We start from the raw sequence: 25,264 nt of genomic DNA on the forward strand, positions 1-25,264 counted from the left end.
AGCCTAGCCTCGACGCCAGCTATGGTATTTCTCAAGCCAGCTCAATATTTTGGCTGGAGCATGCGCACGTTTCCATTCTCCAGCAGCATATTTATTGGCTTCCGCCCAAGTAGGATAAGTGTGAATGGTGCCCAAAATTTTATTCAATCCAAGACCGTGTTTCATGGCTAAGACAAATTCCGCCAACAAATCACCTGCGTGCTCACCAACAATGGTAACACCCAAAATTTTGTCTTTACCAGGCACCGTCAAAACCTTCACAAAACCCGTACGCGCCCCATCGGCAATGGCACGATCTAAATCATCTAAACCATAACGCACCACTTCGTAGGCCACACCTTTGGCCTTCGCTTCCTGCTCACTTAGACCTACACGCGCCACTTCTGGGTCAATGAAAGTCGTCCAAGGGATAACTCGGTAATCCACTCGAAAGCGTTTTAACGAACCGAACAAGGCATTGACTGCTGCATACCAAGCTTGATGCGCCGCCACATGAGTAAATTGATAGGGGCCCGCCACGTCACCTGCGGCATATATATTTGGGTACAGGGTTTCTAAATAATCGTTGGTGACAATGGTGCCTTTGGTTTCGATGCCCAGGTTTTCTAAACCATAGCCTTCTAATCTGGCTTCACGACCCACCGCACAAATCAGCTCGTCAAATTCAATTGCTCGCTCTTCCCCTTCATGCGCCACGACAATGCGCTTCACATCGCCATCACGCTGACAACGCAACGCCGTGTGAGACGTCAGAACCGACACGCCATCTTGACGTAAAGAAGCTTCCGCTAGATCAGAGACCTCTTCATCTTCTCGTGCCATTAAACGTTGAGAACGCTCAATTTGAATCACTTCAGACCCGAGTCTGGCAAAACTTTGCGCCAACTCACAACCAATTGGGCCACCACCAAGAATCACCAATCGCTTAGGAGGTGTATCGCGCTTAGATAAAGCTTCCCACAAGGTATCACTGGTCAAATACCCAACCTCTTCAAGGCCTTCTAATTTAGGAACAAATGGTCGAGCCCCAGTTGCTAACACAATACTGCGCGCGGTCATGCGTTGCGTACCGCCCTCGTTTAACTGAATTTCGACTGTCCAAGGGTCAATTAACTTGGCATAACCTTGAACCACATTCACCCCTAGCTCAGTGTAACGCTCCACACTGTCATGAGGTTCCACTTGGCGCACTACATCTTGAACTCGCGCCATCACCTGTTTAAACGAAAAGCTTGGTTCACTGCTCTGCAAACCATAGTGCTCAGCATGACGAATTTGGTTTGCTACCTTCGCGCTTTTGATCAATGCCTTACTCGGAATACAACCATAATTTAAGCAATCGCCGCCCATTTTGTGGGCTTCAATCAACGTCACTTTCGCCTTAACCGCAGCCGCAATGTAAGCACTTACCAATCCACCCGCACCCGCACCAATGACAATCATATTTTGGTCAAATGTCTTTGGCTTAGAGTAGCCCGCGTAAACTCGTCGCCCTTTTAACCAATTCAAGCTCTTTTTGGCAACCAAAGGAAACACACCCAAAAGCACAAATGACAACAACAATGAAGGCGATAAAATACCGGATAGACTGTCAATTTGACCCAATTGCGTGCCTGCGTTCACATACACCAGAGTCCCCGCAAACATGCCTAACTGGCTCACCCAGAAAAAGGTCAACGCACGGATACGTGTTAAACCCATCAATAAATTAATTAAGAAGAAAGGGAAAACTGGCACCAAACGTAGGGTAAAAAGATAAAACGCGCCCTCTTTTTCAATACCTTGGTTAATCGCCGCAAGACGATCACCAAACTTGGATTGCACCATCTCCTGCAACAAGTATCGGGATACTAAAAAAGCCAGCGTCGCACCGATGGAACTGGCAAAAGACACAATCAACAGCCCCCAGCCTAAGCCAAATAAGGCACCCGCTGCTAACGTCATGATGGCGGCGCCGGGCAAAGAAAGCGCTGTGACTAACACATACATTAATAGAAAAACGCCGCCCACTAGAATCGGGCTGGCACTGCGCCATTCTTCAAACTGTACCAAACCAGATTTTAAGCCAGACAGTGTTAACAACTGGTGCAAATCAAAATAAAAGAAGCCTGCCGCCAATAAGGCAATGAGCACCAATAAACCTATTTTCTTCATTCATAACCCCACAACACCCGATTAAGGTCGTTAATTTGATTCTATTATTAACAGATTAGACTGACTAAGGCTGACCATTCTTACAGAATAATAGAAAAACAATGAGAAAAGGAAATGAACGCTTGATTCGCCATGACAAAGACAGACGATCCTTGCCATGGCAGTAAGGCTCTCTTAATAGAGAAAGATTAGACGCTTGCGTTGATTCGATTGGCCAACAGACAGAACAACACCCCAAAAACGCAGACTAAAAGCACCAAGCCAACAATGCCAGGTAAACCAAATACAGTCATTAAAGCCGCATAACTTGGCGGTCCAATGGTCGCCCCTAGATTACCAAACTGAGCCAGCAGCCCATACCCTTGAGCTTGCTCCGCTGGATTACGCGCCAATGTTGGAATCATCGCCAGTGATGCACCAGGAATCATCCCTAAGCACAACACCATTGCCCCAAGTAAAATCGCAAACAACCACGGTGTATGTGCTGCAGCCAACAAACTAACGCTAGCCAATGCCACACCAAGATAAGCCATGAAAGCCACCCGTTGTGGTCGCATCAAATACTGAGCAATGGCCCCAGCGAGAAAGGTGCCCCCCGTGCTTAACAAGGGAAGAATCACCAACATGCTTTTATGCAAGGTTTTGTCTTCAATGAGACTTGGCACATAAGTTAAAACGGACACTAGAGTGCAGGTATAAAACAAAAAGACCAAGCTTGGTAACAGCGCTCTTGGATTCTGATAGATGCGTAACATTTGTGCCAGTACACTGCCTTGATTCAGTGCCACAGGTGGCAGAACCAATACGGGATTATTTTTCAAAATTAATAATAAAATCAAGCCCATGCCAGTGATCAAAAATCCGTGATTTAAGAACACTGCACTCAGTCCATGAGTATCTAAAATGTTCTTACCTAAGCCACCGCACACGGCAAATGCCACACCAAAAAAGGTACCCCAAATCCCCATCGTTAAAGACTTATGTTTAGGAGCGCTTAATTTCGCAATTAAAGTGGGCGCGGCGACCACAACACCCAACTGAGAAAAGCCTTCGAGCAAGCGGGTCACCAATAACACATTGAAAGGCGGCAACGTCGATTGGACAAACGACAAGACTCCACCTAATAGGAGCGCCCCGACTAGTACTCTCAAGTAGCCAAAGCGACTGGCGATCATGCCAGCTGATACACCAAAGATCAGTCCAGCAATACCCACCACAGAAAGCGACATCCCTGTTAAGGTTGCACCTTGTTGATAGTGTGCCAACAAGGCATCAAAGGATACGGAAAACTTGGCAAACTGCATCGCAGCCGACACCCCTGCCACCCACAACAAAATGACCTCTAACCACTGAGTTTTCGATACGGTAATGGGGGATTGGATCTTTGACATTCGATTTCCTATAAACAGAATCTGGGCAAATTGAAAATAATTGACCCTTTAGGCAACATTTACCGCACTATTTTAGTTCAAAGCTAGAAAAAAAAGTCAGATGAGGCTAGCTCATTATTGCAAAAAATAAGGAAAGGTAAGTTATCGACGACATACTTCTCACACGACTGAGTACGTCGTCCACACTTGGCTACGTCACTTAGACTCTTTGGGAAACTGCGTTCAACTCCGTCTTACGCAGCTCTTTCATACGTAAGCCAATGTTGCCCAAAATTAACATCAAGCCACCGATGATTTGATAAGCGGTTAAACCCATATCAAGGAATAGCCAATTGATGGCGGCGGCGAAGACAGGAAAAGACAGCTCGGCTAAGGTGGCAAGTTGTGCAGGAACAGTTTTTAGGCCTTGGTAATAGAACCACATGCCGATAAAACCGCTTAACAAGGCCATTAGAATCGCCAGGCCTAAATCTGAGAGCTGCATACTCACTAAGGTCTCTGTTTGTACTAACGCCAAGGGAGCCAACACCAATAAACCGGCCACAAAGCGCCCTGACATAATGGCATTCGCTGGCACATTTTTATGGGATAAATACTTACCACATACGGTTGCAGCACCCCAAGCCACGACAGCAATGAGGGTAAATCCGTAACCCTTTATGATGCTCAAACTATCATTTGAGTAATGCCATTGAGCATCGTCCAAATGGCGTAAGTCTGGCCACATCATTACAAAACTGCCAAGTAAAATGACCATCGCCCACTGCACAAACTGCCCTTCAATTCGCTCTTTGAGAAACCAAAACGCCAGCATAATAGCCACAATTGGTTGCAGCTTTTGCAATAAGATCACTACAGTTGGATTTAGGTATTGAAAGGCCTCGGTAAAGGCCAACGTACCAATAGCAGAGCCAACACCACCAATAAAAAACAAACAAGATAAGCTCACCCGCGACAAATGCCGATAGACATGACGATAGCGCCACAACATGGGTGCAATAAAAATAACCAGCGTAAGGTGTTCAATTAGAACAATTTGCAGAGTGCTATAACCCGCGCCCAGTAAAGGGTAACGAATCAAGGTATCCAATGCCCACGTGAAGCACGCGATCATGATAAAAAATGTTCCTGCCATCTTTGCTTTCTCCAAAAAATAAGATGCACAGGGGTGATGAAACGGACTACACCAAGTTGCACGCCCAGCAAGCACGCAACAGCACAAAACCCTCCTATTAAGGAGGTTCTTTTGCCTTGGTCGATCTTCTATCATCCGGACTGTAACCGTCGGCTCTGGAATCACACCAGATCTGCTGACCTTAAAAGCCCATTAATGGCATTCAAGCGCTCGCGGGCTGTTTGAAAGCTCATCACTTTCAAATTCACCGCCGGTGGGGAATTTCGCCCCGCCCCGAAGTTCGATGTTTATGAAATTTACCTACCAACTTTAACCTTATCACTCTAGATAGGCAATATAGCTTCGCTATGATTAAGGAAAGCTCTGACTATTTCATGCTTTATAGGAGGAATTCACAAAATACAACTTTCAAGACTAGGGAAGTGCTTCATATTCCGCTACACTCGCCTCTCTATTAATAAGGATTTGGAATATCAATATGCCAACATCTTCAAAAAGCGGACTCATGCTTGCCTTCACGGCGTTCTTTCTTTGGGCCATTGCGCCTATTTATTTTAAAGAAATGTCGTTTGTTCCAGCGCAAGAAATCCTTGCTCATCGCGTTATTTGGTCCTGTATTTTGGTCTTTGTACTGATCTTCCTACTGAGATACAGCAAAGCACTCAAAACCGCTTTGACATCGAAAAAAATCATCCTGTCGATGCTCGCTTCCACCTTATTAATTGGCTTGAATTGGGGAACCTTTATCTGGGCAGTACAAAATAATCAAATGCTCAGCGCCAGCTTAGGTTATTACATCAATCCTTTGATCAGCATTCTGTTAGGAGTCATATTTTTCAAAGAGAAACTGGACCCCATTAGAAAAATCGCCGTTGTCTTGTGCTTTTGTGCCGTAGTGTTTGAGGTGTTCCAATTTGGCTCTCTACCATGGGTAGCGCTCGTCTTAGCCGTCACATTCGGCATCTATGGCCTAATACGCAAAAAAGCCGCGGTCGACAGCTTTACCGGTATGGCCATCGAAACCAGTTTCATGCTGCCCATTGCCATCATTTACCTGATTCTTAGCCCATCCCCAACCGCAAATTTACTGGAAAATACTGCCTCAGTAAATTGGTTATTGTTTATCTCAGGACCCGTGACTATGGTGCCATTGATGTGCTTTGCCGCCGCTGCAAACCGTGTCAGCATGACGACGTTAGGCTTCATGCAATACATTGGTCCAACAGGCATGTTTATCCTTGCGGTATTTGTGTATGACGAACCGCTCAGCACAGATAAACTCATTACCTTTGTTTTAATCTGGTCGGCTTTGGCCATGTTAATTTTTGACTCCATTCGCCGCCTACGTCACTCACGACGTAAGCCGATCCCGCCCGTTGAACCGATCTAAAGTAAAAACTCGATAGGCCGGTTTGCACTTGCCCTAGAAAGTAAAGTGTCAAGATTGCCCGCAGAGCGTCATTAACAAGGAAGCTCTGCGGTAACCTACATCCAACCCTGTGTATTCTATGAAAAGCCCCTATTGTTGTTTGAACTAGACATAGGAAATACATCATGACATCAATGTACAAAAAACCTTCGCGACCATTTTCTTTTCATTATCCGGTTTAGTGGTCATCTCAAGCTTTGCTTCAGCCATTCAGCATTTTTTGCAAGGTCAGAGCTTAACTCAAGTATTCATCAATATTATCAACGCCAACATCATCGCCATTGCAGTATTCGAACTGGCTATGGTCATTAAGGAAGGTGCGAATAAGTCTACTAAGACTCAGTCTTTCAGAGAAATCGTCAAATAAGGCGCGACTCTGAAGGAATGTAGGTACCTTTCAAAGAGTCGCAACGCAGTTGGACGTTTTCTCTGAAAGACCCGCAGGGCAAGGTCTAAAAGCCTGTATCCTTTGTTGAGCACCTCGACAATAGGCCAACTATTCACATTCGGTGCTCGCCTCGAATAACAGGCTTTTATCCACATGCTGAGGCAAGAGGACTTGTTCGCACCTTCCTTAACAAAGAGTATGGCAGTGGCAATGAGCACGACCTCATTGTGTTGCTGAGACGGACTTTGCCTCGGTTTATTGGTACGGTTTGCGTCGCTCTGTCATTAGAAGGCTTGATCATGGTGATTAAATACAGTCAATTAGATATGGTAGGCAATTTATATTACCCAGTTTTCATCGTTATTAGCGCAGGTATATTGCTGATTTGATTGGGTATTTTTTTGAAATATGCGCCTCGCGAAGGGTGGTTTTTTTGACCTTTTTTAGGGGCTAAATTTTTGTTTCTTTTTATCTCATTTAGCCCCACAATCGCGATCTCTTTTGCCATTAAACAGTCTCTATGAACATCATCTCTTTCGACGCGTTAAGAACGCTCCACTTACCGAATGTTCGCTACATAAAACCCGATGCCATGTACGATCATTTAGAAGAAATCAAACAAGCGGATTGGCTCTTGTTTCCACAGTATTGGCAATTAAATGCCTTAATCCATGGGCTTAAAAAGAGGATTTTTCCAAGCATTGCCTCTTATCAAATTGGACACGACAAGGTGGAAATGACACGGACCTTCCAAGCCGTCACACCACAACATCATCCAGAGACGTTGATTGCGGCTAATACGCCGTACGAAGCTGAAAAAATATGGCAAGACAAATTCACTCCTTTTGTGGCTAAAATTCCCCGTAGTAGCATGGGTAATGGGGTCTTTTTGATTGAAACTTATGCAGATTGGAAAGCTTATGTGGCGGTCACAGAGGTTCTTTATGTTCAAGAATATCTACCGATCGACAGAGACATGCGCATCATTTGGGTGGGCGATAGAATCGTTAATGGCTATTGGCGTTTACAATCGGAAAGAGGGTTTCACAACAATATCAGCCAAGGTGGGCAAGTTGAAATTGCCTTGATCCCAAAAGAAGCGCAAGACTTAGTGTGCTATTTGGCTCAGCACCTTGGCATCAATCACGCTGGTTTTGACATCGCTATGGTTGGGTCTACGCCGTATGTAATTGAGATAAATAGGATTTTTGGCAACCAAGGGGTAAAAGGTCTACAACATGACGTCAATAAAGAACTGCTAAGCTACCTCAATGAACAGCATCTTTTAAGCACCGTAAATTTGGTCACTCGAACCGATGCATCCTAGTGAAGATAGCGTCATTTTCCCATCAGGATTAAAGTATTCGCAATAGGCTGCGCAACTTGTGAATGTTCAGGTTTGGCTTTGACTAAACATTTTCTCAACGCCACAGAATAATCACTCGAAATTTTGTTAACACTATAGTGCTGACTGAGGTGCTTGATAAAGGTGTTTTTTTGACGATAGAAAAGATTCCACATCAGTTGCGCCTGAACTTTATTGCCTGCGTACATATCCAATAGTTTGGTCTTAATAACCGTATGCTTCAAATAGTATGCATAGAGGTTTAAGCCTTTGCGCATATCGTCGATTTGCGATTGAGAATACACCTCTACTTCAAGTGCAATTTTTTCATCGAGAAACTCCGTGAGCGCCAGGCAAGAGTTTATCTCATTCACTGACCCATTAGCTGATACGAAAACAGGTGAAAACAACAAACAAATAACAATAAGGCCCCGCTTACAGATGTTCATAGTATTGTCCCTTTTTATTATTATAGGAATAATAACTCGTACAACCACAGCTAAAGATTGACGGTCCCTAACCATCAGGCTAGTTTATAAAATTAAACATTCCACACAATATGCTAATGAATATGACTGAAGTCAATCAAAATAAACAGAGGAATAAAACAGGGAAATGTCTCTCAGATAAAAGAGAGCCGACTAATTCAAATAGAACAATTAGTTAATATGCTTTAACGCTTAACACCTTCTTTCTAACTAATTTCAGGAGCATTTTTATTCAAGCGCTTAGGGTGCTTTTCCCAGCGAACTTTGACTTCAAACTAGTACTTCGTATTCTTAAATACGAACATTGAAACTAAGTCATGTAAACTACGAAAGTAAATAAAAGAACGACATTGACCATTGAACAGAGCAAATTCATGACTAAACATACAGCCACATCTGCTGATGTCGCGGCCCTAGCTGGCGTATCTCAATCTACTGTTTCACGTAGCTTCGACTCGAATAGTCGAATTTCTGTGGCGACTCGGCAGCGTGTTTTTGCCGCCGCTGAACAGCTTGGCTATCAAATCAATAAAGCTGCGCAAACCATGATTAAAAAGCGTAGTGATCTTGTCGGTCTTGTCACAGCGGGATTGGAAGACCCCTTTCGTTCTGAATTCCTACATAAGCTGATCATCGAAGTACAAAACAGTGGGTTACGCCCTATGGTAATGGACGTGTCCAACCGAGAAACCATAGATGAAGACTTACATAGCTTGATGCAATATCAACTCAGCGGCGTCATTATCACCTCAGGAACCCCCAGTGAGAAGATAGGTAAAGCCTTTATCAAGCATGGAACACCTGTGGTGCTAGTTAATCGAACAGAGCACTCCGACGATGCAGACATTGTCAATCTAGACAATGCAACGGCTGGAGAAATGGCTGCAAAAGCCTTAATTAAAGCGGGAAAAAAACAGCTTATCGTAGTGCGCGCCAAAAACCCAAGTTTCAGCAGCATCATGCGCGTAAAAGGCTTTTTAAATCATCTACAGCCTTATCTTCAAAACGGACAGATTCATGCAAATGAAGTCTTTTGTGATACAGGTAATTACGACGGAGGTTATCACGTTGCCGAGCAAATACTGAACGCGACAAACCCAGCTGACGGTCTCTTTTTCTGTATGGATCATATTGCCTGTGGCTTCTTGGATGCGGCAAAGAAACGACTATCCACCAGTGAACTAATGTCTATTGGCATTATTGGCTGCGATGACGTTGCACTCGCACGCTACCAATCTTATGACCTTACGACTATTAGACAGCCAGCCGCTGACATGGCAAAAGCCAGTGTACAAACCTTGCTTAATCGATTGAAATACCCTTCATCTGCTCTAAAAAAGCAGACGATCACTGCGGAACTTATCTACCGTTCTACTCTAGCTGCACACTAAGAGACGTAATTCCCCCCATAAAGCAAATTAAATACATGGGGCATCTTATTACCTATTGACCTGAATAGAATTTTTATTCCAAATCGTTTTATTTTTGAAAATCACCTTTCACTATTAAGATTTGCCTAGTATGCTTACCTAGTTGTTCATACGTATGCACAACTATTAAAAACATCAGGAGGCAATATAAAAATGAAAAACTCTCCATATATCCTTAGCCTTGCTATCGCAACTGCAGCGACCTTCAGCGCCGCACCTGCGATGGCAAAAGGCAAGCTAAATGTTCTTTGTTCCACAGATACCGATTGGTGTAGCTTGATGGAAACAAGCTTTGAAGCAGAAACAGGTATTGATGTCTCTCTTATTCGTAAGAGCTCTGGCGAGGCCTACGCGCAGCTGCGTGCCGAAGCTAAAAATCCCAAAATTGATATTTGGTGGGGCGGAACAGGCGACCCACACCTACAAGCCGCAGCGGAAAAACTCACTCAAATTTACAAGCCCAAAGCCCTTCCAAATCTACGAGATTGGGCTCAGAATCAAGCTAAAGTCTCGGGCTACCGTACCGTTGGTGTTTATGCTGGCGCGCTGGGCTTTGGCTACAATGAAGACATTCTGAAATCCAAAGGATTACCAGCACCACAATGCTGGAAAGATCTAGCCAAGCCGATGTACAAAGGAGAAGTGCAAATTGCCAACCCAAACTCATCTGGAACTTCGTACACGGCTCTAGCAACCTTTGTACAAATGATGGGAGAGGATCAAGCTTTTGACTTCCTTGCTCAACTGCATAAAAACATTAACCAATATACAAAGTCCGGCTCGGCACCGATTAAAGCGGCGTCCAATGGCGAGACAGCTATCGGTATTACTTTTATTCACGACATCGTAAAACAAGTGAAAAAAGGCTACCCAGTCAAGGCCGTCGCACCTTGTGAAGGCACTGGCTATGAAGTAGGTTCAATGAGTATCGTCAAAGGTGCTCGCCATCTAAAAGAAGCCAAAGTTTGGGCCGAGTTTGCCTTACGCCCAGATATTCAAACCATGGCAGAAAAGGCCAATGCTTACCAAGTACCATCCAATAAGTCTGCGACAACGCCACCAGGCGCGCCAGACTTCGATACTCTAAAACTGATCGATTACGACTTTGCCAAGTACGGCTCTGCGGACACGCGCCAACATTTGCTGCAACGTTGGGATAATGAGATTAAATCCCTGCCACGTTAATCATTCAGACAAACCTTGTTTTTCCTGAGATCTGCTGGGCCTTAGCTCCCAGCAGAGACTCACGTTACTGTTTGGAGTATCGATCGTGAAACACTCTTTTATTCCGTGGCTGTTGCTCGGCTGGATCGGCTTTTTGCTGATGCCGTGGTATTTGCTCGAAGATGGCTTTTGGTCATTTGTCTGGTTAACCGACGGTTATCCTACTGATTTATATTATGCCCCTGCGATTCTGCAAGGCTTGCTCGGCGATAAGCTTTGGTTGCTGCCATTGGCTTTGCCTTTAGTTGCGCCTTTACGCCTGGTTCCTCTAACAAAGAATGATCCTAGATATAGCCGCTATTTAATCTATTCAGGTGCGTTTGGCTTGATTTATATGATGGGCCAAGGCTTCGCCATTGGCGTTAGTGGTTGGCAATTTGCGGGGCTGGAGTCCTTATTTGGCGAACTAGCATACCAACAATATGGTTTTGGCTACGGTGCCATGCTGTGTGGTTTGTCCTTCCTAATACTGCTAACCACTGGACTAGCTGCCACAGGCTTTTTGAAAGGTGATGTCTTTGTCGCAGGCAGTATTGGTTTGATCGTCGCGCTGGTTGGCTTATTTGTCTTTTTTCCTGTCAGCCAAGTATTAATCAGCGCCTTCATGAACAATGACGGCATGTTTGCGCCAACGGCGTTTTTCGGTAAGTTCTTTAGCGATAATATTTGGTCCTTGTCCTGTCTCAGCGGCGGCTACGCTTGCGGCACTGCGTGGAATTCCCTAACGCTGGCAACTCTGACTGCAACATTAACAACCTTGCTCGGTTTATCCTTTGCTCTGGTCGTTACCCGCACAGGCTTTCGCTGGAAAAGGTCCTTACGCCTGCTCACAGTATTGCCTATTATTACGCCTCCATTTGTTATTGGCTTAGCGTTAATTCTACTATTTGGACGCTCTGGCGTGGTGACCCAGTTCTTCGCCGATGTATTTAATATTGAACCAGGGCGCTGGCTTTACGGTATGCCTGGTGTGTTGCTGGCTCAAGTACTGTCTTTTACACCGATTTCCTTTTTGGTATTGATCGGTGTGGTGGAAGGCGTTAGTCCTTCGATGGAAGAAGCGTCCCAAACTTTGCGAGCAGATCGTTGGCGCACCTTTATCAAGGTGTCACTGCCCTTGATGCGTCCCGGCTTAGCCAATGCATTTTTGTTGGCCTTCATTGAAAGCTTGGCTGACTTTGGTAACCCAATGGTACTGGGTGGCGACTTTGACGTGCTTTCAACCGAGATATTTTTCGCCATTGTCGGTGCTCAAAATGACCAAGGTTATGCCGCGGTACTAGCCATACTCTTGCTGTTCTTTACTTTGAGTGCTTTTTTCCTTCAACGTCATTGGATCGGCAAAAAGTCCTATACCACGGTCACAGGGAAAGCGGATTCTGGTGCTTACATGGGCTTAAACCAAGGGATGAAATTAGCCTGCTACATGACCGCCTTACCTTGGGCTGCATTAACCATCGTCATTTACGGCATGATCATGTTTGGTGGTTTTGTACAAAACTGGGGTTACGACAACAGCTTTACCTTGCAACATTACCAAGACGCCTTTTCTGTCGGTTGGGGTGAGTTTGGTGTGATCTGGGAAGGCGCAGCATGGGATTCACTGTGGACGACGCTGAGCATTTCTGCCATCGCCGCGCCATTCACCGCCATCGTTGGCTTGCTCACAGCTTACTTATTAGTTCGACAGCAGTTCAAATGGAAAAACGCCTTTGAATTCGGCACCATGTTGAGTTTTGCGATTCCCGGCACCGTCATTGGCATCAGCTATATTCTTGCCTTTAACGTACCTCCTCTAGAGCTGACGGGGACTGGCGTGATTCTGATCATCTGTTTTGTTTTCCGTAATATGCCCGTTGGTGTACGTGGCGGTATTGCTGCTATGAGTCAGTTAGACAAGAGCTTAGACGAAGCTTCGCTGACGTTAGGTGCAAACAGCCTAATGACCTTTCGACGCGTCATACTGCCACTACTACGTCCGGCTATCATTGCGGCGTTGGTGTACAGCTTTGTGCGTGCCATTACGTCTGTCAGCGCAGTGATCTTTCTTGTCAGCGCCGATCACAATATGGCGACCTCTTACATCATAGGCTTAGTGGAAAACGGCGAATACGGCATTGCAATCGCTTACTGTAGCGTGCTGATTTTAGTCATGTTGACGGCCATTATCGCTATTAATTTATTTGTTGGGCAACGCCGCCTACGACGCACAGATTCGATTTCTCATTCTTCCAAATCATCGGCTACTTCAAGCCCTTCTCTTAAGGAGAAACACGCATGAGTCTCCACTACAAACCAGGCTCGGTGAGCTTCGAAAACGTCATTAAAACCTTTGGCAATGTCACTGCCATCGATAACGTATCGTTCACGATTGAACCGGGTAACCTTGTCACCTTATTAGGACCAAGTGGCTGTGGTAAAACCACCACGCTACGCATGCTCGCAGGATTAGAACACCCCACTTCCGGCCGTATTATGATAGGCAATAAAGACGTAACGCATCTTCCAGCAACAGATCGAGATGTCAGCATGGTATTTCAATCCTATGCCTTGTTTCCGCACATGACGGTGGCCGAAAACGTCGCCTATGGCCTAAACGCCAGTGGGGTCAATAAAATCGAAGCCAAGGAAAAGAGCGAAGAAGGGTTAGAACTTGTTGGCTTAGCAGGTTACGGACAACGTTACCCAAGTGAGTTATCCGGTGGGCAGCAACAACGTGTCGCTGTGGCACGCGCCTTGGTTCTAGAACCTGAAGTGCTGCTACTAGACGAACCGCTATCAAACCTAGATGCCAAATTACGTCGCCATGTTCGAGAAGAAATCCGTGAACTTCAGCAGAAAATCGGTTTAACCGCTGTTTATGTGACTCACGATCAAGAAGAAGCCCTCGCGGTTTCAGATCGCATTATCGTAATGAATCGCTCAGTCATTGCCCAAGAAGGCAGTCCGCGTGAACTCTACGAAGCGCCAGCTTCAAGCTTTATTGCCGACTTTATTGGTGATGCCAACCTTATCGAGGCGGACATCATTGCCACCGACGGACAGACCGCAGACGTTGCCGTCGGCGCACTGCGCTGCTCTTTACCACAACGGGATTTTAGCAAAGGCCGTGTACTGTTAGCAGTGCACCCAAGTTCCGTGCGTTTATCCATGCGAGACCAACAGTCCAAAGGGCTCATTGGCACCATTAAGCGAGCCACTTATTTAGGCAACCAAATGCAATACGATGTTGATTCCGAAGTCGGTAGTTTATTCGTCGTCGACTATCGTGTTGAACAAGCAATTCCCGTCGGTTCCGATGTGTCTATTGCGTTTTCAAATCGCGGTCTTGCATTAGTTAAGACGGCTTAGAGTGGAGTACAACTCATGTTTTTAGCTCATAACCTAATAGATCAAGCGGCTCTCGACCGATTTAACCAAGCCGAGAAGGTGATTAAAATCGCTGGTGCTCAAGCGTTAGAATATTTTCGAAATCGAGAAAAGTTAATCGTTGAAACCAAAATGGAACCACAAGACGTAGTCAGTATCGCTGACCGTAATGTGGAAGTGACGATCATCGAAAGCTTACAAGAACACTTTCCACAAGATGGCTTTCTTGGTGAAGAACAAGGCATTACCAAAGGCGACAACCAGTATTTGTGGGTGATTGACCCTATTGATGGCACCGCATGTTTCCTCAATGGTATGCATTCTTGGTGTATTTCTATCGCGCTCATGGTGAACGACAAAATTGCCTGCGGTCTGATCTTTGATCCAAACAGCAACGAGCTATTTAGTGCGGCGGCTGGTCAAGGCTGTTTTGTAAACGACAAAAAAGTCACAACACTAACCGTGAATTCGGTACAAGAAGGCGTGATGGGCTTAGGCACCTCGCATAGAGTTCCTGCGACCTTGTGCGTGAACTTCATCGATAAGCTGTTAAACAAGGGCGGTATGTTCATCCGTAATGGCTCAGGCGCTCTCATGCTGGCCTATGTCGCTGCAGGTCGCTTAATTGGCTACTACGAACCTCATATCAACTCATGGGACTGTTTAGCGGGTCTCATCATGGTGAGCGAAGCTGGCGGCGCAACCAATGACTTTTTGGCGGGCGAGGGTTTGCTCAAAGGTAATCCTTTACTCGTATCGGCTATGGGAATAAAAACGTCACTTTACGAGATGACGGGCATTCAATGAGTTAGATTTCAGGCGCCGCCTGAGGTTTATCAACCAATAGGCGGCCTCTGTCATATTAGTATAAAGCGTTCGCAATGTAAGACTTATGAGGTAATTTCAGGAGCATTTTTATTCAAGCGCTTAGGGTGCTTTTCCCAGCGAACTTTGACTTCAAACTGTTGACTATCTTCGTCATCCGAGGCGGTGACTTTTAAACGCAGTAACCCTTTTGGCTCGATCGCTAACGTGCCTTCTTTTTCATCACTGAAGGTCAGTTTGCCCTTACTTAGGCCCTTTGAAAGGGCTTTCAGCACATCTTGAATATCATCAGGCTCCAGCAAGGCTTCATATTTGAACTCAGTTTTTGATTTCATAATCTTTCCCTTCACTTTGACCTTCTTGATAAATGCCTTCTAGCTCTTTTGCTGTCATCACTTTGGCTGTCGGGTAATCACAACTCAGTCCGACAATGCCCGTGCTTTTGTCAATTAACGTGGCACCAATCCCATAATCCGTTAAACCTTCCACCTTACGAGAATGAGAGTCTAACGTAATGTCAGCCTCCACGTGAACCAGACCTTTTTTAATAGTAATACGCTGGCCTTCTTGACGGTTGACGTGGCCTTGCACCACCACATGAATCCCCGATTTATGAATGGCCTTCACCCCACGATAGGTCAAAGGTAAATCGGCATCACGATATTTGGTACGAAACGTATTAGCAATCGAGCTGTAATAGAAGCCAAATAAATCGCGACGTTTGAGATTACGATGAAACGCTTTGTTCGCATATTTCGGCCCACTTTTTAATAGCATTTGGCCCATATTGTCATCCAAACCCGCATGCAAAAACAGGAAAGACCCGCGCTGGGCAACCAGCTCCATCTTACGGAAAAACCAATTAAACTCGCCTTTCTTATGCAGAAACAATTGCTGGCATTTTAGGGAAGCCGCATAAACTTGACGAAGGCTTAACCCTGACGCATGGCAGTGTTTTTCAAAGCTTTCATTTTTCGACTCCATTTTACGCACTTCGCGGTCAATTCCTTCTGCGGTCAAAAAGCCGGCGGCATGAAATGGAAATTCTTTAAACCAAGCTTCACCAGGAAATAAACGCTTACGACAAGTGTCTTCATCAGGAATTTTCTTATCCCATTTGGTATCCACCAAATATTGATCAAACACTTCTCTGAATAACGGCACGACTTTCTTGCCCATACGAACGAACAAATGCTGATTGCCCACATCTTTTTTACGAGCCAACGCCAGCAGACCCATCAACAATCGCAAATCATGATTACCCGCTAACAAGGTCACCCGCGCTTTAAGACGATACAGTTGCTGAACACTGCGTAGTAAATCCAAGTTACTTGGGCCTTTATCTAAACAGTCACCACCAATGATGATCTCAGACTGCTTGCCTTTTTTGGTCAAGGATAAATGGCCCAGATCAGACTTTTTCTTACGCTCTGCAACACCCGCTGCAATCAGCGATGCTTCAAATGCCATCGCATCCGCATGAGGGTCTGATATAAACACCACAGGACGTTTTGGCCAACGTAATTTGTGTTTGGTGTAATGAGAAGGGGTTTCTTCGACACTTAGTACATGATTATTAACCGAGCTTTTGTCCCTAGGCCAAGATGCCCATTCTGTCGGTAACCGAGCAATGATCTCAGTGTGATGTGAATGGGGCTTAATAGCAGGAATAGGGTTAAGCATGGTATCTCTTACCTTAGTAGATGAATCGTATTACAGCACCGTTAAAATCACTCTAGCACAATCCATGAGCGTCAAACAGAAGGCCGGATTATGCTAAAGTTTTATGACAATTTGGTGACGAGCGACTATTTTTTGAACATCCTTGTTCCTATTAAGCAGGTAATACTTGGCCTGAAAACCTTTATGCTGTCGCCAACTGACCAATCAATTGATAACCCAAATCAAAATCGATTTTTCCGGTCAAACGATATACCGCCACATTGGCTAACTGATCGACATAATGAGCAGTCGAATCAATGGCATTTAGGTCTGCAAATACACCTTGATTATCCTGATAGAAAGGCCCTGGACGTTTGCGTAGCCCTTCAATCACATCTGGCTCTTGAGACAAGTCAACTTGCTCTAATCGCGTCTCTTCCGGGCTATCCAAAGACCAATCCAGCATAATCAGGTTCACCAGTTGACCGGTTAATTGGACACGATTAGCACCGTAATCGTCTTCAATTTGTACGTCGTATTTTTCTTCCAGTGACCAAAGTTCCGAAGTCGGCATAGAAGATAAAGCCTGTTGGCGAGCCGCTGGCAAGATATGGCGCAAGCGATCTGAATACAATAATGTCCCCGGATTAACCCTAGGCAACTTAGCCAAGCCAATGGTTTCTGTGCCGCTGCCAACACGTTTAAGCAAGATACGGTCATTGGTTAAAAAGTCACGCGTGCTTTTTTCAAGACAGCGTAACATCAAGGTCGACTTCCCTCCGCCAGAACCCGCCGCAATGGCCGTCACCTGACCTTGCACACTGAACGCTGAGGCATGTCCAAGGGTAAAATCTTGACGTAAGAAGTGATTTAAAAACTGATTGTTAATGAAATTAATAATTTGCGCTAAGTTCGCAGCACATGGACCAACCGCCACCAGCTGATCTGGACGTTGTAAGAAAGACATACCCGTTTTGAACTTCTTAATCCAACGACCGCCCGGCACATCCAAGTAACCTTCTTTTCGACCTTGCTTGCCTACTTCACGAGGGACTTCCAACCAAGCCAATTCATCCCCAGCAGGCGCTTGCTCCATCACGTACACATCGATAATTGAGGTGGCAGCTTGAGTTTCGTGTAAATAGCTTTTGTAATACTCAGTCAGGTCTTCAATCAAACCTCGTTCCGTGGCATGAAACCTGACTTGCAACTGCGCAAATTGAAACTGAGTTTGATGTAAACAAGTGCTGAAATGCGTTTCTACCTGCGTCAGGTCTAAAATGTTCTGAATCATGACTTAGCAACCTCTTTTAACACGTAATCCGCGTATATTTGAGCAGCGTCCACTCCGCACCCTTCCAACGCGCCTTTGAAACCACCAAACGCCGATACTTCAAACACCACCGGGCCTTGGTCCGTCAAAGCAATGTCCACGGTAGTGAAACTTAAGTCATAACAAGCTTGTGCTTTGCGCCCCAATTCAATCAGTTCAGCATCCGGCTCAAAGCCTTCATAGCGACCACCGCTGTTAATCGTCGTATTCCAAGAATCCTTATTACCGACACGAGCATAGGTGCAAACATACTCGCCTCCGACGAACACCATACCCAAATCACGTCCATCCAGATTCACCGTCTGTTGAATATAATAAATGGACTGAATCTGGCGATATTCTTCTAATGCGTTCCGCACAAACTCATCACTGTCTTCTTGCGTCAGCATAATCATACCGCGGGCTTTGGTAGAATAGAGCGGCTTCAAGATGGCTGAACCAAACGCTCTTACCGTCGCAAAAGCGAGTTCAAGATTTTCGGTAACGCGCGTTTTTGGCATCGGAATCTGTCCATGCTGTAACGCTAAGGTGCCTGCCAAACGATTAATCAAATTGCCCACACTCTGGGTTGGACTAAACAAACGCACACCCGCTTGCTCCGCGTAAGACAGCAAGCGCAGACGATCTTCCGTTGCTGGAGAATACACTTCACTGATCTTCTTGATGATCAAACCATCTAGCGTGGTCAGATCCAACCCTTGATACATCAACCTTTGGCTGTCCAAGCATAATTCAACCTGATTCATATCGATCACGGCACGAAACTCAGTTTGGGCCTCTAGACGGTCAGCTAAGACTTCTGTGGACCATTTTCCCGGGATACCAATCACCCCAACTTTAGGTTTACTCAAAATAAAGATCCTTTAACGGTAAAGTGAATTTTTCAGCGTCTTCTGGCGTCAGTTTGGCCAGTTTTTCCAATAAGTAGCGCGACCTTAGATGCATGCGTGTCGCCAATTTTTTATCAAAGATAAAGCGCGTTGAGGTCGCAAAGGAGCGAGCCAATCCCGCCGCCATGCGAACCTCAAAAGTGTCATCATGATGCTGTTTAGCAAAACGACGACCAAAGCGATAGACTTCTTTCGCACTTTCCATCATGCGTTTTCGGGTGGCGCCACTGAGCACCTGCAAACGGTAAATCGACACCATCAGCACAGACAAATCTTGAACATAATCGAAATAGCTCGCCCGATGCAGATCAATGAAATAAATGCGTTTCTCCAAGCCGTCGTAAATCAGGTTGTCGACGTTAAAGTCTCCATGAGTGAGAACACAAAAAGGCACCTGCCAATCCTGCTCTAGCAAGGATACATCGGCCACCAGCGCATCAAAGCCCGGCATAAGGTGCTGACAAATATGAGCCTCTTGTTTAAAAAACTCTGGATGCACCTTACGGCTGTCGCCAATTCGTTTACTTAGCTGCGCCATAAATTGAGCTGAGCAGGATTCTTCCGTCAGAGTGGCTTTCCAAGTTTGATTGAGGGTTTTAAACAGTTTCTTTAACGCTTCCGATAACGCCGCTTCGTCTTCTCCTAGAAGCAAGGTTTCTAATGTTTTCCCTGGAATGTGTTCAATCAGTAACGAGGATTGCTCTCCAGCCTCATTGGCTTGCGCTAATACACTAGGCGCTAGCTTAGGATCAATGTCACGCCAGTGATTCACGCCCGCCACTTCTTCTTCAATTTTGCTGCGTTCGCCTTCTTTATACACGGCCAGTACTTCTTGACCACGTTGGTCTTTGTGAGAAATCGCGGCAATGGCGCTACCTGAACGAGTTAATGCCAAACGACGCACCTTTAAATCACTGAGGTCGTAATTGAGATTGGCAGCACTGTCCAATAAATGCGGGTAGTTTTGTAAGCTGGCCACTTGGCCAAGGTCGGATTTAATAAGTGCATCCGCGACTACACTAAGTTGTTCGATCAGACGCTTTAAGCAAACATTACTAAGAATCGACGCCCTTAGCTCGTCATCCCCTAAGGTCAATTTCACTTTCAGGGTATTTGCTTGCAAAGCCGCATAATTCGCTAGTAATTTTTGACTGCGTCGACCTAGCTTAATGCCCGTACGACGCGGCTCCTGCTCTAAACCGAACTTCACTATATCGAGACTTCGCTTTACTTTCTTCATGAGCTTGATGCAGGCCGCAGCGGAAGGGTGCTCATAGGGTTTATCCAATGTTCCTTCTAGCACACAATCAAAACAGTGCTGGGTCAAGGCATCTAACGCCACCGCTAGCGAGCGCATCGCACTGACGCGGGAATAAAAACGTCCTTTGGTTTTGCGTCGTTGCAACAGACTCGCCGCTTCTAAATCAATTTTTTCACGCAGCGTTTGCACATACCCACGGCGACGGCGGATGCGGGGCAAAACATCAGTTGAGCAAGAAGTATAAAATTGAGTAACCAGCTGACAATGTGTCTCCACTTCATTTAGAAGGAAATACACATGTTCTTGTAAAGCGGACAAATTCATAGCCGAAGGCATAACATCTTTTACCTTTAAATAGTCTTCTTCACTTTAATCCAACTAGACAACAACTTAATGACACTAATGTGACAAAAATATGTCGGCAGGCCACCCACCTGAGTCTGGGCTCACATGCATAAACGCGTTTTTTATAGTCCAATCAATAAAATAGACCATAAGGTCGATATTTTCACATGACTTTTTAAGCAAAATATCGCTACTATCATGATTCACTGCTGGGGAGACGTTACTTAACATGGACATCGATTTTAGAGTAAAAATTCGCCCACATAGAATGTATTCTGGGGCTTCACAAGACACAGAAAGAAGAGATCTGGCTGTGTTTGAAAGTGATCGTGGTCGCATCATCAACTCCGCCGCCATTCGTCGCCTACAACAAAAGACGCAAGTCTTTCCATTAGAACGTAACGCTGCGGTTCGCAGTCGCTTAACCCACTCCATGGAAGTACAGCAAGTGGGACGCTTCATTAGCCAAACCATCTTTAAAAGCCTTTCTCAGGAGCAACTCGCCTCTTATGGTCTAACCGGCTTAGAGCGACAGTTTGAGTCCTTGGTGGAAATGTCTTGTTTAATGCATGACGTCGGCAATCCTTCATTTGGGCATTTTGGCGAAGCGGCTATTAACCAATGGTTTGAGGAACGAATCACCACCTTATTTCAACGTGATGACATTACAGACAGCGACGCCAATCTCACTGGATTAAAAACCGATCTGTGCCACTTCGAAGGAAATGCTCAGGCTCTTAGGATTGTCCATTCTTTGCAGACGTTAAATCTGACGTATTCGCAATTATCCGGCATCCTAAAATACACTCGTCGCGGTGACCAAGCGAAGCCTGCGAAAGAAGATGACAAACATTATTTGCAAAAAAAGGTCGGCTTTTATCTAAGTGAAGCGCCCATAGTGGAGACCATTAACGACACTTTAAATACTCGAAACCATCATCGCTCTCCCTTTGCTTACGTGATGGAAGCCGCTGACGACATTTCTTACTGTATAGCAGACATAGAAGATGCGGTTGAGAAGGGCATTTTAAAATTTGATGAGCTGTTACTCAGATTAAAAGAAGAGTTCCAAATCATCATAAGCAATCAAGGAAAATACCCTAAGATCACTGTAGACAATGCAACACAAATGTCAGACTTAATCGAAAAAAGTCTATGGCAATACAAACGAACCAACATCATCAGTGATTTTTTCGTGCAATTCAGAGTCGCGATCAACACAAAATCGGTGCAGTATGCCAGCGAACAATTTATTGAACACATCGAAGACATTTTCCATGGCTCCTACAACCAAGCCTTACTTGAAGATGGCAGTCTAGTTCATGCGATCTTGGACACACTAAAAGCCGTCGCCTTTAAGCACGTATTTTGTTCTGAAGAAGTGCAGAAGCAAGAGCTGCAAGGCTATCGCATTATTGCTGGTCTGTTGGATATCTACCTGCCTTTGTTACAACTTGACCGGATAAGCTTTGAAAACATCATCAACCAAAAAGGCCACACACCACTTTATCAAACTCGTCTTTGCAACAAGCTTTCCGGACGCCAATTAGCCGCTTATCAAAAGGCCATGTCACAATTATCCGAATTTAAACAAGGATTTGAAGCAGAACTCAGTAACCTAAGCGATAACGCTTGGGAGCTGTATTTCCGCTGTCGTCTTATCCAAGACTACATCAGCGGTATGACCGACCAATTTGCTTATGACGAATACCGTGCTTTGCATGTGATTGAGAGTTAGGGAGGAGACATGAGGATACGCAAAATTCAATCTCGCGACGCGTTCGCTTGGTCAGCACTGAGAATAGCATTTCTCCCTGAAATCAAAGACATCAGCCAACAAGAAGTAAATGACTTTTTTCTAGGCGCCAATCCTAATGTAAAAGAAGTGTTCATTGCAGTGGATGATACCCGCCAAGACATCATTGGTTTTATTGAACTAAATCTTCGCGATAACATTCCTGGCAGCCACCAACAGACCACACCTTACATTGAAGCCTTGTTTGTCTCCCCAAACTACCAAGGACAAGGCATTGGCAAAGCACTCATTAAAACGGCCGAAAACTGGTCGATAGAGGAAGGCTTTCATGAACTAGGCAGCGACGCGCCAATAACCAATGAAAAAAGCATAAACCTTCATAAACAACTTGGCTTTACAGAAATAGAGCGAGTCGTCTGTCTATTGAAACGGTTACCCCATGACACCTAAAGAAATCATAAAACGCTGTGGCTGGGCAGATTCAGCGCCCGACTTTCCTGAATACCACGACACAGAATGGGGCTTTCCTGTAGACGACGACCGACGATTATTTGAAAAACTCTGTTTAGAGACCTTTCAATCCGGCTTGAGTTGGCGAACCATTCTGACCAAGCGAGAACATTTCCGACTCGCTTTTCATGGCTTTGATTTTCATAAAGTGGCACAGTTTGGCGAAAAAGAAATAACCGAATTACTCAACAATGAAGGCATAGTGCGGAATCAACGCAAAATCCTCGCGGTGATTAACAACGCCCAACGCGCCTTAGAAATGATTGAACAAGAAGGCTCGTTAGCCGCGTTTATCTGGCGCTACGAACCCGACGAAAACACCCTGCCGCCGCCCGAAACCCAAACCACTTGCCCTGAGTCCATCGCACTTGCTAAGGAGCTAAAAAAGCGTGGCTGGCAATTTGTTGGCCCAACCACCCTGTACGCCTTCATGCAATCTATGGGACTCATTAACGACCATGCGGAAAACTGTTTTATGCGAGAAGAAATTGATCGGGCGAGGCGAGAGTTTAAGCGACCGTGAAATCACACCCAACCGAAGCCGATGTAATCATTTTTGCGTATGAATCACGGCTTTCAAATCAAAATTAATAGATTTAAGCACTTTTACTATCGTATCAAATTGCGGCCGAGAACCTGATCTGAGGGCTTTGTAAAGACTTTCACGTCCAAGCCCACTGTCTTTGGCTATCTGCGTCATGCCTCGTGCTTTGGCAATATGACCAAGAGCATGAATAAGCTCATCGGTATCACCATCCTCAAGCACCATAGATAAATAAGCAGCAATATCTTCGTCGGTACGAAGTTGCTCAGCCATATCAAAGTTGGTTAATTCTTTTATTGAAGTCATGTCGTCTCATCCAGTTTTGTGGCTCGCTGTTTAGCCAATTCTATGTCTCTGCTTTGCGTCGATTTATCGCCACCAGCCAACATTATGATCAAAGTCGTCCCGCGTTGAACGTAATACATTCTCCAACCTGGTCCAAAATGCTCTCTCATTTCATACAAGCCATCGCCTACAGGCTTAACATCGCCAAGTAAACCACGTGACGCCTTTTCTAGGCGGCGGGCTAAATGAATCCTAGTTGAGTGATCTTTTAGCCGACGCAGCCAAAGGTTGAACTCATCCGTGAGTTTAATATCATACATAAAACAATTCGTATCCATTTGAATACAGTGTGGTTGTTTTTTAACCTAATCTCAATGCTTTTTTACACCTTCATGCAATCAATGGGACTCATCAACGACAACACAGAAGAGTGCTTTATGAGAAAGGAAATTGATCGGGCGAGGCAAGAGTTTAAGCGACCATCTCGAGCCAATCCCTCAAAATAGCACTCATCTGTCATTTCACGATAGCTGACAGATAGTCGAAGTAGTTATTAATCCAATACTTTGGACTGAATTTGCTCTTTGCCAAGCTCTTTTGCTAATAAAAGTTGTGCATCGGCTTCTTCAAAATACGTCCAAAAGTCTTGTGTCACTTCAGGCAAGCCATGTACCAAACCAATACTCACAGAGATAGACAGGTTTTCTCCCATTGCGCTAAGGTCAATGCTATTCACCGCATCCAGAATACTCTGAGCCTTTGCCTGAGCATAGTCTAGCGTCGTCTTCGGCATGACTAGGACAAACTCATCACCACCATAACGGGCCAATATATCCGTAGACTGAAGGCAAGTTGAAACATGACGAACAAAGGTTTGCAGCACCTCATCACCACCGTGGTGGGTCAAATCGGTATTTAACTGTTTGAAGTTATCGATGTCCAGCACCAACACCGCCATCGGGGTACGACCATCAGCAATAAAAAACTGCGACTGTTTGGTTTCAAGAAAACGCCGATTGGGAATGTTCAAGAAGTCATCTTTGATCACCAGCTGGGCAAGACGCTCTTTTTCTGCTTGCAACAAATCACGCAGTCGACGCTCTTCCGTGATGTCTCGATCTGCGCCTATATAGAATTCCGGCATACCATCTTCAGACCGAGTGACCACCGTCCCTTTATTAGCAATCCAACGGTATTTGCCATCCACTAAGAAACGGTACTCTCCTTCAAAAACATCACTTTCTCCCTGCACAATGTTATTCCATGCTTGCCGAGTAACCTCTCGATCATCGGGGTGAACATATTCCAGCCACATTAATGGGTCGTATGATGCTTGTGCCGCAAAATCTTCATCTGGTATTAACGAGGCACTCACATCTCGTCCGCCTGAATAATGATTAATGACGAAAACATTTACTCTTGCTAGTGCAGCCGAGATCGACGGGTCATTAAACAAGACATCAAGTGCTTTTTGCTTACTCGCCATAACGGCTACCTTAT

General features: G+C 45.2%; 24 protein-coding genes and 1 riboswitch. Of the genes, 11 read left to right on the forward strand and 13 right to left on the reverse strand.

Annotated features, from left to right (window positions below):
- Positions 1-3: 3 nt before the first annotated feature.
- The 3 genes from ACHUFM_RS05560 to ACHUFM_RS05570 all read right to left on the reverse strand — a co-directional run bounded on the left by ACHUFM_RS05560 (position 4) and on the right by ACHUFM_RS05570 (position 4,680).
- Positions 4-2,154 (reverse strand): FAD-dependent oxidoreductase, encoded by a 2,151-nt coding sequence (locus ACHUFM_RS05560; protein ID WP_394180366.1) that lies wholly within the window; start codon positions 2,152-2,154, stop codon positions 4-6.
- Between the two features lie 188 nt (positions 2,155-2,342).
- On the reverse strand, positions 2,343-3,545 hold the full coding sequence (locus ACHUFM_RS05565; protein WP_394180368.1) for an MFS transporter: 1,203 nt from the start codon (positions 3,543-3,545) through the stop codon (positions 2,343-2,345).
- 199 nt (positions 3,546-3,744) lie between these two features.
- A complete protein-coding gene (locus ACHUFM_RS05570; protein WP_394180370.1) occupies positions 3,745-4,680 on the reverse strand; it encodes a DMT family transporter in 936 nt (311 codons plus the stop codon).
- Positions 4,681-4,799: 119 nt separating this feature from the next.
- A riboswitch (FMN riboswitch) is annotated at positions 4,800-4,965 on the reverse strand.
- A gap of 193 nt (positions 4,966-5,158) precedes the next feature.
- Here ACHUFM_RS05570 and rarD point away from each other — a divergent pair.
- Together rarD and ACHUFM_RS05580 are read left to right on the forward strand one after the other, a co-directional pair.
- Complete coding sequence (gene rarD, locus ACHUFM_RS05575) at positions 5,159-6,070, forward strand: EamA family transporter RarD (protein ID WP_394180372.1); 912 nt, start codon at positions 5,159-5,161, stop codon at positions 6,068-6,070.
- A 220-nt stretch (positions 6,071-6,290) separates the two neighbouring features.
- Positions 6,291-6,476: a hypothetical protein gene (locus ACHUFM_RS05580; RefSeq protein ID WP_394180374.1), complete on the forward strand. Its 186-nt coding sequence runs from the start codon at positions 6,291-6,293 to the stop codon at positions 6,474-6,476.
- A gap of 364 nt (positions 6,477-6,840) precedes the next feature.
- Here the strand turns inward: ACHUFM_RS05580 and ACHUFM_RS05585 are convergent, their stop codons facing one another.
- On the reverse strand, positions 6,841-7,005 hold the full coding sequence (locus ACHUFM_RS05585; RefSeq protein WP_394180376.1) for a hypothetical protein: 165 nt from the start codon (positions 7,003-7,005) through the stop codon (positions 6,841-6,843).
- Positions 7,006-7,017: 12 nt separating this feature from the next.
- Here ACHUFM_RS05585 and ACHUFM_RS05590 point away from each other — a divergent pair, with 12 nt between their 5' ends.
- Positions 7,018-7,824, forward strand: coding sequence for an ATP-grasp domain-containing protein (locus ACHUFM_RS05590; RefSeq protein WP_394180378.1), 807 nt, complete (start codon positions 7,018-7,020; stop codon positions 7,822-7,824).
- Positions 7,825-7,835: 11 nt separating this feature from the next.
- On the opposite strand, the gene ACHUFM_RS05595 is transcribed toward ACHUFM_RS05590, so the two are convergent.
- Positions 7,836-8,291: a hypothetical protein gene (locus ACHUFM_RS05595; RefSeq protein ID WP_394180380.1), complete on the reverse strand. Its 456-nt coding sequence runs from the start codon at positions 8,289-8,291 to the stop codon at positions 7,836-7,838.
- Between the two features lie 413 nt (positions 8,292-8,704).
- Here ACHUFM_RS05595 and ACHUFM_RS05600 point away from each other — a divergent pair, with 413 nt between their 5' ends.
- From ACHUFM_RS05600 to ACHUFM_RS05620, 5 genes are all read left to right on the forward strand, one after another.
- Complete coding sequence (locus ACHUFM_RS05600; RefSeq protein ID WP_394180382.1) at positions 8,705-9,721, forward strand: LacI family DNA-binding transcriptional regulator; 1,017 nt, start codon at positions 8,705-8,707, stop codon at positions 9,719-9,721.
- Between the two features lie 192 nt (positions 9,722-9,913).
- Entirely contained in the window at positions 9,914-10,945 is a 1,032-nt protein-coding gene (locus ACHUFM_RS05605) for an ABC transporter substrate-binding protein (RefSeq protein WP_394180384.1), read from the forward strand.
- 85 nt (positions 10,946-11,030) lie between these two features.
- The gene (locus tag ACHUFM_RS05610) at positions 11,031-13,265 is read left to right on the forward strand and encodes an ABC transporter permease (protein ID WP_394180386.1); all 2,235 of its coding nucleotides are present in this window, start codon (positions 11,031-11,033) and stop codon (positions 13,263-13,265) included.
- Complete coding sequence (locus tag ACHUFM_RS05615) at positions 13,262-14,335, forward strand: ABC transporter ATP-binding protein (protein ID WP_394180388.1); 1,074 nt, start codon at positions 13,262-13,264, stop codon at positions 14,333-14,335. The genes ACHUFM_RS05610 and ACHUFM_RS05615 overlap by 4 nt, the downstream gene beginning before the upstream one ends.
- Positions 14,336-14,350: 15 nt before the next feature.
- Entirely contained in the window at positions 14,351-15,160 is an 810-nt protein-coding gene (locus tag ACHUFM_RS05620; protein WP_394180390.1) for an inositol monophosphatase family protein, read from the forward strand.
- A gap of 83 nt (positions 15,161-15,243) precedes the next feature.
- On the opposite strand, the gene ACHUFM_RS05625 is transcribed toward ACHUFM_RS05620, so the two are convergent.
- From ACHUFM_RS05625 to ACHUFM_RS05645, 5 genes are all read right to left on the reverse strand, one after another.
- Positions 15,244-15,513: an amphi-Trp domain-containing protein gene (locus ACHUFM_RS05625; RefSeq protein ID WP_394180392.1), complete on the reverse strand. Its 270-nt coding sequence runs from the start codon at positions 15,511-15,513 to the stop codon at positions 15,244-15,246.
- Positions 15,497-16,861 (reverse strand): metallophosphoesterase, encoded by a 1,365-nt coding sequence (locus tag ACHUFM_RS05630; protein ID WP_394180394.1) that lies wholly within the window; start codon positions 16,859-16,861, stop codon positions 15,497-15,499. Before ACHUFM_RS05630 ends, ACHUFM_RS05625 begins: the two co-directional genes overlap by 17 nt.
- 181 nt (positions 16,862-17,042) lie before the next feature.
- Positions 17,043-18,134 (reverse strand): HprK-related kinase B, encoded by a 1,092-nt coding sequence (locus tag ACHUFM_RS05635; protein ID WP_394180396.1) that lies wholly within the window; start codon positions 18,132-18,134, stop codon positions 17,043-17,045.
- Positions 18,131-19,024: a GAK system ATP-grasp enzyme gene (locus ACHUFM_RS05640; RefSeq protein ID WP_394180398.1), complete on the reverse strand. Its 894-nt coding sequence runs from the start codon at positions 19,022-19,024 to the stop codon at positions 18,131-18,133. Before ACHUFM_RS05640 ends, ACHUFM_RS05635 begins: the two co-directional genes overlap by 4 nt.
- Positions 19,017-20,660 (reverse strand): phosphotransferase, encoded by a 1,644-nt coding sequence (locus ACHUFM_RS05645; protein ID WP_394180400.1) that lies wholly within the window; start codon positions 20,658-20,660, stop codon positions 19,017-19,019. Before ACHUFM_RS05645 ends, ACHUFM_RS05640 begins: the two co-directional genes overlap by 8 nt.
- Before the next feature lie 238 nt (positions 20,661-20,898).
- On the opposite strand from ACHUFM_RS05645, the gene dgt reads away from it, so the two are divergent.
- From dgt to ACHUFM_RS05660, 3 genes are read left to right on the forward strand one after another with little or no spacing between them, the layout of a single operon-like run.
- Positions 20,899-22,407: a dGTPase gene (gene dgt, locus ACHUFM_RS05650; RefSeq protein ID WP_394180402.1), complete on the forward strand. Its 1,509-nt coding sequence runs from the start codon at positions 20,899-20,901 to the stop codon at positions 22,405-22,407.
- A 9-nt stretch (positions 22,408-22,416) separates the two neighbouring features.
- Positions 22,417-22,875, forward strand: a complete 459-nt coding sequence (locus ACHUFM_RS05655; protein WP_394180404.1) for a GNAT family N-acetyltransferase — start codon at positions 22,417-22,419, stop codon at positions 22,873-22,875.
- Positions 22,865-23,458, forward strand: a complete 594-nt coding sequence (locus ACHUFM_RS05660) for a DNA-3-methyladenine glycosylase I (protein ID WP_394180406.1) — start codon at positions 22,865-22,867, stop codon at positions 23,456-23,458. The genes ACHUFM_RS05655 and ACHUFM_RS05660 overlap by 11 nt, the downstream gene beginning before the upstream one ends.
- Before the next feature lie 27 nt (positions 23,459-23,485).
- Here ACHUFM_RS05660 and ACHUFM_RS05665 read toward each other — a convergent pair whose 3' ends face one another.
- The 3 genes from ACHUFM_RS05665 to ACHUFM_RS05675 form a co-directional block, all read right to left on the reverse strand.
- The gene (locus ACHUFM_RS05665; protein ID WP_394180408.1) at positions 23,486-23,785 is read right to left on the reverse strand and encodes an addiction module antidote protein; all 300 of its coding nucleotides are present in this window, start codon (positions 23,783-23,785) and stop codon (positions 23,486-23,488) included.
- Positions 23,782-24,084, reverse strand: coding sequence for a type II toxin-antitoxin system RelE/ParE family toxin (locus ACHUFM_RS05670; protein ID WP_394180410.1), 303 nt, complete (start codon positions 24,082-24,084; stop codon positions 23,782-23,784). The genes ACHUFM_RS05665 and ACHUFM_RS05670 overlap by 4 nt, the downstream gene beginning before the upstream one ends.
- A gap of 233 nt (positions 24,085-24,317) precedes the next feature.
- Positions 24,318-25,250: a sensor domain-containing diguanylate cyclase gene (locus tag ACHUFM_RS05675; RefSeq protein WP_394180412.1), complete on the reverse strand. Its 933-nt coding sequence runs from the start codon at positions 25,248-25,250 to the stop codon at positions 24,318-24,320.
- Positions 25,251-25,264 lie beyond the last annotated feature (14 nt).

This window comes from Marinomonas posidonica, assembly GCF_043643765.1.
GTDB classification, from domain to species: domain Bacteria; phylum Pseudomonadota; class Gammaproteobacteria; order Pseudomonadales; family Marinomonadaceae; genus Marinomonas; species Marinomonas posidonica_A.

What these genes read in the sequence shown, in the direction of transcription:
- ACHUFM_RS05635 (WP_394180396.1), bottom strand. Translation starts at nt 18,134, where the DNA reads ATGATTCAGAACATTTTAGACCTGACGCAGGTAGAAACGCATTTCAGC.
- dgt (WP_394180402.1), top strand. Translation starts at nt 20,899, where the DNA reads ATGGACATCGATTTTAGAGTAAAAATTCGCCCACATAGAATGTATTCT.
- ACHUFM_RS05595 (WP_394180380.1), bottom strand. Translation starts at nt 8,291, where the DNA reads ATGAACATCTGTAAGCGGGGCCTTATTGTTATTTGTTTGTTGTTTTCA.
- ACHUFM_RS05645 (WP_394180400.1), bottom strand. Translation starts at nt 20,660, where the DNA reads ATGCCTTCGGCTATGAATTTGTCCGCTTTACAAGAACATGTGTATTTC.
- ACHUFM_RS05655 (WP_394180404.1), top strand. Translation starts at nt 22,417, where the DNA reads ATGAGGATACGCAAAATTCAATCTCGCGACGCGTTCGCTTGGTCAGCA.
- ACHUFM_RS05625 (WP_394180392.1), bottom strand. Translation starts at nt 15,513, where the DNA reads ATGAAATCAAAAACTGAGTTCAAATATGAAGCCTTGCTGGAGCCTGAT.
- rarD (WP_394180372.1), top strand. Translation starts at nt 5,159, where the DNA reads ATGCCAACATCTTCAAAAAGCGGACTCATGCTTGCCTTCACGGCGTTC.
- ACHUFM_RS05565 (WP_394180368.1), bottom strand. Translation starts at nt 3,545, where the DNA reads ATGTCAAAGATCCAATCCCCCATTACCGTATCGAAAACTCAGTGGTTA.
- ACHUFM_RS05570 (WP_394180370.1), bottom strand. Translation starts at nt 4,680, where the DNA reads ATGGCAGGAACATTTTTTATCATGATCGCGTGCTTCACGTGGGCATTG.
- ACHUFM_RS05605 (WP_394180384.1), top strand. Translation starts at nt 9,914, where the DNA reads ATGAAAAACTCTCCATATATCCTTAGCCTTGCTATCGCAACTGCAGCG.
- ACHUFM_RS05665 (WP_394180408.1), bottom strand. Translation starts at nt 23,785, where the DNA reads ATGACTTCAATAAAAGAATTAACCAACTTTGATATGGCTGAGCAACTT.
- ACHUFM_RS05670 (WP_394180410.1), bottom strand. Translation starts at nt 24,084, where the DNA reads ATGTATGATATTAAACTCACGGATGAGTTCAACCTTTGGCTGCGTCGG.
- ACHUFM_RS05630 (WP_394180394.1), bottom strand. Translation starts at nt 16,861, where the DNA reads ATGCTTAACCCTATTCCTGCTATTAAGCCCCATTCACATCACACTGAG.
- ACHUFM_RS05600 (WP_394180382.1), top strand. Translation starts at nt 8,705, where the DNA reads ATGACTAAACATACAGCCACATCTGCTGATGTCGCGGCCCTAGCTGGC.
- ACHUFM_RS05615 (WP_394180388.1), top strand. Translation starts at nt 13,262, where the DNA reads ATGAGTCTCCACTACAAACCAGGCTCGGTGAGCTTCGAAAACGTCATT.
- ACHUFM_RS05585 (WP_394180376.1), bottom strand. Translation starts at nt 7,005, where the DNA reads ATGGCAAAAGAGATCGCGATTGTGGGGCTAAATGAGATAAAAAGAAAC.
- ACHUFM_RS05560 (WP_394180366.1), bottom strand. Translation starts at nt 2,154, where the DNA reads ATGAAGAAAATAGGTTTATTGGTGCTCATTGCCTTATTGGCGGCAGGC.
- ACHUFM_RS05660 (WP_394180406.1), top strand. Translation starts at nt 22,865, where the DNA reads ATGACACCTAAAGAAATCATAAAACGCTGTGGCTGGGCAGATTCAGCG.
- ACHUFM_RS05590 (WP_394180378.1), top strand. Translation starts at nt 7,018, where the DNA reads ATGAACATCATCTCTTTCGACGCGTTAAGAACGCTCCACTTACCGAAT.
- ACHUFM_RS05620 (WP_394180390.1), top strand. Translation starts at nt 14,351, where the DNA reads ATGTTTTTAGCTCATAACCTAATAGATCAAGCGGCTCTCGACCGATTT.
- ACHUFM_RS05675 (WP_394180412.1), bottom strand. Translation starts at nt 25,250, where the DNA reads ATGGCGAGTAAGCAAAAAGCACTTGATGTCTTGTTTAATGACCCGTCG.